Genomic DNA, 6,774 nt, shown 5'->3' with positions numbered 1-6,774 from the left:
GCCCCCCAGGAGTACAGCGTCGCCACGCTCACCCCCAACGCGACCAGGGTGTCCATCGTGGTGGACCCCCCTCGTGCCGCCCGCAGAGCCCCACGGTGGAACGGCGCGGCGGCCCACCCCACCACCGGCAGACTGCAAACACCTACAACCCACTGCCAAGCCGGGAACTGCAGGACTTCCAGCATGGAGATCGCCATCACCGGCAGACCAAAAATCACGGCCACCACCAGGCGACGCCCCAGGTCTTTCCGGCGCAACCCGGTCGGGTCCACCGCCGGATCCACCTCCAGGTCAGCGGAGGAATTAACTGTCGTTTCGTTGTGTGTCATCAAACCACCGGGCCGTTCCCGCGCCGCCCCAACACCACCGCTGGAGACAGCGAAGGAAACAAAATCTACCGGTCGATGGACACGACGCGGTAGTTGCCGGCGTCCTGCACGGTTTCGGTGAGGACCTGGTCGGAGGGCAGGCTTTCGCCGGTCACGGTAGCGACACCGCGGCCCTCGTCACGCACCACTTCGACGCGCTCCACACCCGCTAGGTCGCTGAGGTCAGCGGTGATGTGCTTGACGCACATGTCACAAGTCAGTCCGTCGAGGTTCATGGTTAGGGTTGCCATTAGGGTTCCTTTCGTTGCTGTTTTGCGATATTGGCCGCTCGTAGGGCCACTGTCTATTTTAACCACCAGTTGCGCCGGATTATTCCCACCCGGCGAAACCGGAATCGGCCCTGTTTAGTGGGCTTAGCACGCTTATTCGAGATAGTCGACTAGCTGGGCGGCTATCCCGGTGTAGGTCGCGGGGGTCAGGGCCTGCAAACGTGCGGTTTGTTCCGGGGGAAGCCCCAGGTCGGCAATGAACTGGCGCATCCGAGCCCCGTCCACCTTGTGCCCGCGGGTCAGCTCTTTTAAGCGCTCATATGGATTATCCATGCCGGAAACTCCGGCAATCCCCGCCACACGCATGGTCTGTTGGACCGCCTCGCCCAACACTTCCCAGTTGTCGTCCAAATCGGCTGCCATCACGGCCGCATCAACTTTCAGCCCGGCCAGTCCGCGCCGTAGGTTATCGATTGCCAGCAGGGAGTGGCCAAACGCGGTGCCGATATTGCGCTGGGTGGTGGAATCGGTAAGGTCGCGCTGCATCCGGGTCGTGACCAGGGTCTGTTCCAGCACCTCAAACAGGCCGGAGGAAATCTCGAGGTTCGCTTCGGCGTTTTCGAACCGAATCGGGTTGATTTTATGCGGCATGGTCGAGGATCCGGTCGAGCCTTGCGCCGCCAAATCCTGGGCAAAATACCGCAGGGAAATATAGGTCCAAATGTCGGTAGCGAGATTGTGGGCGATGCGGTTGAAGTGCGTTACCGTCGCATAAAGTTCCGCTTGATAGTCGTGGGACTCAATCTGGGTGGTCAAAGGATTCCAGGTCAGTCCGAGCCGGTCCTCGACGAATCCGCGCGACAGCGCCGCCCAATCCGCTTTGGGCACTGCCACCGTGTGCGCCGCGAAATCGCCGGTCGCGCCGTTGATTTTGCCCAAGTATTCCTGGGTTTCGACGCGTTTCAGCTGACGGTTCATACGCCAGGCAAACACGGCAAGTTCGTGTCCCAAGGTGGTGGGGGTGGCGGGCTGCCCGTGGGTGTGGGCGAGCATCGGCACGTCTGCATTTTCCCGAGCCAGGTCGGTGATTTGGGTTTGCAGGGCGCGGGCGGCGGGCAGCCACACGCGTCCCACCCCGTGTTTAATCAAAATCGCGTAGGTCAGGTTGTTGATGTCCTCGGAAGTGCAGAAGATGTGCACCATTTCTTTCAGGCTCGGCAGTGCCTGGCCTTCCGTGCCGCCTAAAGCCTCCGGGGCGGCCTCAAGGGCGGACTTCAACAGGTATTCCACCGCTTTCACGTCATGCTTGGTCTTCGCTTCGGTTTGGCTCAGCGTAGCGATTTCGTCTGCCCCGAAAGTCCCGACCAGGCCGCGCAGATACGATTTTTCCGCCGCGCTCAACACCGGCGCACCGTCCAGCACTTCCTGGTCCGTGAGCCAAATGAGCCACTCTATCTCGACGAACAGGCGCGCCCGGTTCACCGCCGCTTCGGAAAACCAGTCCACCAGCGGGGCTACGACCCCGCGGTATCGTCCGTCCAGCGAACCGAGGGCAATCTCCGGGCTTAGCGCCCCTAAATCAACGTGTGCGGTGGGAAATTCAGTTGCCATTTGTTTTGCTTTCAATAGTTGTGAGGGATGGTTGGCGCCTAGGTTTAGGCCTGGGGCGCCCGTGCGGTGGCGGCAGCTTTCGCCGCGGCCGGAATCGCATCCAAGATCCGGTTGATGGCTCCGTCGTCACCGAAGTGGGCCGCGGAAACAAACCAGGCTTCAAACACGGAAGGCGGCAGCATGACGCCTTGCCGGTAAAACTCCCAGAACATCGGGGCGAACCGCCAGGTTTCCTGGGCTTTCGCGCCGGCATAATCGGTGACGGGAGTCTCGGAAAAAAACACGGAGAACAGCGATCCGGCCCGCCCGATGAAGTGGGGCACGCCCTCGCGTTTCAACGCCGCGTCCAGAGCGCCCGCAATCGTGTCAGCCACCGCATCAACCTTGCCGTAAACAGAAGTGTCGGCACCTTGTAAAGTGGCCAACCCGGCCGCGCAGGACAGCGGGTTGCCGCTCAGGGTTCCGGCCTGATAGACCGGGCCGAGAGGCGCGAGCTGATCCATCAGTTCGGCGCGACCTCCGATGGCCGCCAAGGGCATTCCTCCCCCGATGACCTTGCCGAAAGTCAACAAGTCCGGGGTCCAACACTCGCCAAAAGTCACACCCTCATTTTGGGCGGCGACCCCTATCGGGAACAGTCCCGCCGGCCCGGACGTGGTGCCCTCCGGACTTTCCAAATATTCCCGCCCGGTGGACAACCCCCACCAGCCCGAACGCGACACCCGAAACCCAGTCAGCACCTCGTCTTGAATCATCAACGCCCCGTACTCGCGACACAGCCGGGAAAGTTCGGGTAGGAATCCCGCCCGCGGTGCCACGACCCCCATATTCGCAGCGGCACCTTCCACGATGACCGCAGCAATCTCGGAACCGCGCCGGGCAAACACCTCCTGCACAGCTTTCACATTGTTGTAGGGCACCACCAAGGTCAAGGCCGAAATCCCCGCCGGTACTCCCGCGGAGGAGGGCAAACCGCCGGTGGCGACCCCGGAACCGGCCTCGCTGAGCAAACCGTCAGAGTGCCCGTGATAGTTACCGGCGAACTTGATAATCAAATCCCGACCGGTCGCCCCCCGCGCCAGGCGGATGGCGGTCATGGTCGCTTCGGTCCCGGTCGAAACGAAACGGACCTTTTCCGCCAGCGGGACACGTTGCCGGATAGCCTCGGCCAGCAACGTTTCTGACTCGGTAGGCGCGCCAAAACTGAGACCCGCCTCAGCTGCGCGCGTCACGGCCTCCATCACACGTTCATCGGCGTGACCCAGCAGCATCGGCCCCCAGGAACAAACCAGGTCAACGAACTCGTGACCTTCCGCGTCCCACACGCGCGGACCTTTGGCGCGAGCTACGAAAGCCGGCACGCCCCCGACCGAACCATAGGCGCGCACGGGAGAATCAACCCCGCCGGGAATGACGGCTTGCGCCGCCGCAAACAAATCAGCATTCGTTGTCACTTCGCCCTCCTTTGGGTGATGAAAGTACTGTGTCACAAGGTCTTTCAGGTAATGTGTTCGGATTGCTCACCGTGGCGCGGTTACGGCTTAGGCCAAGCCTTGCGCCGCCTCAATCGCATAGTACGTCAACACGATGTCCGCTCCGGCCCGAACAATCGAGGTCAGGGACTCGTCGATGACGCGAGAACGGTCAATCCAGCCGTTAGCGGCTGCCGCCTCAATCATCGCGTATTCGCCAGACACCTGGTAGGCGGCCACCGGCACCGGCGAAGCCGCGGCCACGTCAGCCAGCACGTCCAGGTACAGCGAGGCGGGCTTGACCATAACCATGTCGGCGCCTTCCTCGATGTCCAGCAGGGTTTCGCGCAGTCCCTCGCGGCGGTTGGCGGGGTCCTGCTGATAGGTGCGCCGGTCGCCTTTCAGGGCGCAACCGACCGCGTCCCGAAACGGTCCGAACAGGCCGGAAGCATATTTGGCGGAGTAGGCCATAATCGCCACGTCACTGTACCCGGCTTCGTCCAAAGCCGCACGGATCGCGGCGACCTGGCCGTCCATCATGCCGCTGGGGCCGACCGCGACCGCCCCGGCCCGCGCTTGTGACACCGCCGTAGCAGCGTAACAGGACACCGCCCAATCGTTGTCTACCACACCGTCAGGGCGCAGCGGCCCGCAATGCCCGTGCGAAGTCGTCTCGTCCAGGCAGGTGTCGGCCATGACCACCAGCTGATCCCCGACCGCATCGGCGAGTGCGGCGATGCCCCGGTTTTGAATCCCGTTGGGGTCCCAGGCTGCCGAGCCGGTTTCGTCTTTGTCAGCGTCGGTGGGGACTCCGAATACAATCATGCCCCCGATGCCGGCATCCGCCGCTTCCCGACCCAACTGCGCCAAAGACTCGGGCGTGTGCTGGTATTGGCCGGGCATGGACGGAATCTCTACCGGTTCGCTAATCCCGTCACGCACGAATACGGGCAGAATCAGCTGTTCGGGGCTCCAGCGGGTTTCCGCCACCAGGCGACGCATCGCCACGGAGGTGCGCAACCGGCGGGGACGCACAAAAGGGGTCAGCCCGTGGGGCAGTTTCCGCGCGGGCACGACCTTTTCATTCATCCCGCCCTTGGACTCGGTTTCACAAGTCCCGGTGTGCCGTCCCCCGGTAGCGCTCGGGGTGGTCGGTCCTACCCCCAAATTTGCGGCGTGCGGTAATCCTGTCATAGTTATCCCCTAATCTCGTGCGGCTTTCTGTTCTAGTTCTCGAACAACGTTTTCATAAGCCCGAACGACCCCTTCGGTGTTCGTGGTTTCACAAACCTCGGCGGCTGACCAGCCCAATTCTCGCAGCACGGTGGCGGAAGATTTCCCGAAAGCGATGGGTTCGGGCCATTGTTTCACGCCGGCTTTCGTCAACAGTTCGTGGGCGGCGCATGCTACCGAACCGGCCGTAACCAGCACGTAGGTCTGCGTTCCGGGAGCCAGGGCGGTCTCCCATTCCAGCGGTAAATCGGGCAGGCACACGGATTCATAGAGCCGGAGCTTTTCCACGTTGTATCCCTTACGGTTCAGCCCTTGCCCCAAGGTCGGGGCCGCCCCGACCGCACCGGGCAGCAGCACCGTTCCGGTTCCCGCCGGAAACACCTTGACCAGCGACTCGGCACAGGCCGGATCGGGCCCAACCAGGTCAACATGACCGTCAAGCTGACGGATGGCTTCAGCGGTGGCGGCACCCACGGCTGCGACCTGCACTTGAGCAAACAAATCTTCCAAGTCGTAGTGAGCGTCCAGGAACGTGGCTGTTGCCACGCTAGAGAGCACAACCCAGTCGTATTCCCCGCTCTGCAGCCGCTGCATCGGCTCGAACCAGTCCTCGCTAGGGGTGGGCACTTTTTCGGTCACGGGCGCGCACACCACCGGCAGCCCCGCCTTTTTCAGTCCCTGTGCCAACACGTCTCCCGGGACTCTGGGCACCAACAGTTTAGGTTTCATCAAATGTTATTCCCCCCACAATTCCTTTTCATTGTCTACAGTCTGATTCGCACCACTCTGGGTCGGCTCGGTTTTAGCGGCCTTGAGGTCGGCGATTGTTGCTGCTCCGGCCGCTAACAGTTCCCCAGCCAAATCCACCCCCAACTGTTGGGCAGCGGCCAGCGCGAAATCACGCTGCGCGGCTTCAGCCCCCAGCAACACGGTGGTTTCCCCGTTGACTTCCAAGACTTCGCCCTGATTTCCGATCACTCGGGCGGTCAATTCCAGACGTCCCGAGGGCGCTTCGACTCGTTTGTCCCAGGTCACGACTCCGCGCACACCCAAGGGTGCGGCGCAGCCCGCCTCCAGGTAGCGCAGCAGGGCGCGTTCCGCACTGACCTCTAAACGGGTGGGTTCGTCGTCCACAAACTTGAGGATTTGGGCGAAGTTTCGCCCCTCTGCGGCGTCCAACAGTTCGGGGCGGGTTTCCAGGGCTAGCGCGCCCTGCCCGCCGGCCGGAATCACCGTGCCTTCCAGGCTATCCGTGATGGCGTCGTCCATTCCCAAGCGGTGCAGCCCGGCTCGTGCCAACACCACCCCGTCTAGGTCCGCGGCGGCCTTGCCCGGCTGCAGGCCGGCCCGTTCGGCTACGGCAGCCAAACCTTTCACCCGTCCGACCCGCGTGGGGACGTTGCCGCGAATGTCTACCAGCTCAATATCCGGGCGCGCTACCGCTATCTGGCGAGCTCGGCGCGGCGAGCCGGTTCCCAGGCGCGAACCGGCGGGCAAATCCGCCAAACCGAGATTGTCGCGCGCCACCAGTACGTCCCCCGGATCTTCACGAGTTGGGGTGGCCGCCACGACCAAACCGTCTACCGGCACGGTGGGCAGGTCTTTCAAAGAGTGCACCACCAGGTCGCAGTGGCCCTCCAGCAGTGCCACGCGCAGAGCCGCCGCGAATACGCCGACTCCGCCGAGGCTAGCTAGGGAAGCCCGGTTGACGTCGCCCTCCGTGGTAAACGTCTGTACTTGGACGTGTAACCCGCGCTGCTCCAAATCGGAGGCGACGGCGCGGGTTTGAGTCAAAGCTAGGGCAGAGGCCCGGGTGCCAATCACGAGCGGACGCTCAGCGCTGCCAATCGTTTGCATAAG

The 6,774-nt window shown here is 62.8% G+C and carries 6 protein-coding genes and 1 pseudogene; all 7 read right to left on the bottom strand.

Going from position 1 to position 6,774, the window contains the following annotated elements; all coding sequences use genetic code 11:
• Nucleotides 1-329, bottom strand: a pseudogene (locus Q0X47_RS08230) (ATPase P); the annotation flags it as partial.
• Nucleotides 330-394: 65 nt separating this feature from the next.
• Nucleotides 395-619 carry a heavy-metal-associated domain-containing protein gene (locus Q0X47_RS08225; protein ID WP_296181360.1) on the bottom strand — a complete coding sequence of 75 codons (225 nt, stop codon included), beginning with the start codon at nucleotides 617-619 and terminating at the stop codon, nucleotides 395-397.
• Nucleotides 620-751: 132 nt separating this feature from the next.
• Nucleotides 752-2,209: an adenylosuccinate lyase gene (gene purB / locus Q0X47_RS08220; RefSeq protein ID WP_297724908.1), complete on the bottom strand. Its 1,458-nt coding sequence runs from the start codon at nucleotides 2,207-2,209 to the stop codon at nucleotides 752-754.
• Nucleotides 2,210-2,253: 44 nt separating this feature from the next.
• Entirely contained in the window at nucleotides 2,254-3,663 is a 1,410-nt protein-coding gene (locus tag Q0X47_RS08215; protein WP_297724906.1) for a glutamate-1-semialdehyde 2,1-aminomutase, read from the bottom strand.
• Between the two features lie 87 nt (nucleotides 3,664-3,750).
• Nucleotides 3,751-4,875 carry a porphobilinogen synthase gene (gene hemB / locus Q0X47_RS08210; protein ID WP_297724903.1) on the bottom strand — a complete coding sequence of 375 codons (1,125 nt, stop codon included), beginning with the start codon at nucleotides 4,873-4,875 and terminating at the stop codon, nucleotides 3,751-3,753.
• Between the two features lie 9 nt (nucleotides 4,876-4,884).
• Complete coding sequence (locus Q0X47_RS08205) at nucleotides 4,885-5,643, bottom strand: uroporphyrinogen-III synthase (RefSeq protein WP_297724900.1); 759 nt, start codon at nucleotides 5,641-5,643, stop codon at nucleotides 4,885-4,887.
• A gap of 6 nt (nucleotides 5,644-5,649) precedes the next feature.
• Complete coding sequence (gene hemC / locus Q0X47_RS08200) at nucleotides 5,650-6,771, bottom strand: hydroxymethylbilane synthase (protein WP_297724911.1); 1,122 nt, start codon at nucleotides 6,769-6,771, stop codon at nucleotides 5,650-5,652.
• Nucleotides 6,772-6,774: the final 3 nt, after the last annotated feature.

It is taken from the genome of uncultured Mobiluncus sp. (assembly GCF_947254095.1).
Classification (GTDB): domain Bacteria; phylum Actinomycetota; class Actinomycetes; order Actinomycetales; family Actinomycetaceae; genus Mobiluncus.
The sequence above is the reverse complement of the archived record's forward strand: the minus strand, read 5'-3'. Positions and strand labels throughout refer to the sequence as shown.

What these genes read in the sequence shown, in the direction of transcription:
- Q0X47_RS08205 (WP_297724900.1), bottom strand. Translation starts at nt 5,643, where the DNA reads ATGAAACCTAAACTGTTGGTGCCCAGAGTCCCGGGAGACGTGTTGGCA.
- hemC (WP_297724911.1), bottom strand. Translation starts at nt 6,771, where the DNA reads ATGCAAACGATTGGCAGCGCTGAGCGTCCGCTCGTGATTGGCACCCGG.
- purB (WP_297724908.1), bottom strand. Translation starts at nt 2,209, where the DNA reads ATGGCAACTGAATTTCCCACCGCACACGTTGATTTAGGGGCGCTAAGC.
- hemB (WP_297724903.1), bottom strand. Translation starts at nt 4,875, where the DNA reads ATGACAGGATTACCGCACGCCGCAAATTTGGGGGTAGGACCGACCACC.
- Q0X47_RS08225 (WP_296181360.1), bottom strand. Translation starts at nt 619, where the DNA reads ATGGCAACCCTAACCATGAACCTCGACGGACTGACTTGTGACATGTGC.